The following is a 246-nucleotide window of genomic DNA, read 5'->3' as shown; positions in this document are numbered from 1 at the left end:
GGTTTGTTGAACGTGCTCGAGTTTGTCGAAGGTTTTGAATTCGAGTTTTCGATGCCCGTATTGGATGGCGATTTCACCGTTTGGGTAGTCGAGTACCTTGACATGTTCGTGCGCTAGTCGGCTGTTTTCTTCAGTAGGTTCAATGAGATAAATCACTTTATCGTATTGAAATGTCAGCGACTTTGAGAGCTTGCGGGTTTCTTGCCAACTGAAAATATCGTCGAGTTCTTGCTTGGACTCTCGAAC

1 pseudogene is annotated in these 246 nt (G+C 44.7%); it reads right to left on the bottom strand.

The annotated features are described in order from the left end of the window. A pseudogene (locus M4I23_RS19725) lies at positions 1-246 on the bottom strand (ISNCY family transposase); the annotation flags it as partial.

Origin of the sequence: Algibacter sp. L4_22 (genome assembly GCF_023473045.1) — a bacterium.
In the GTDB taxonomy this organism is placed as follows: Bacteria; Bacteroidota; Bacteroidia; order Flavobacteriales; family Flavobacteriaceae; genus Algibacter.
This window is presented reverse-complemented; position numbering and strand designations above follow the sequence as displayed.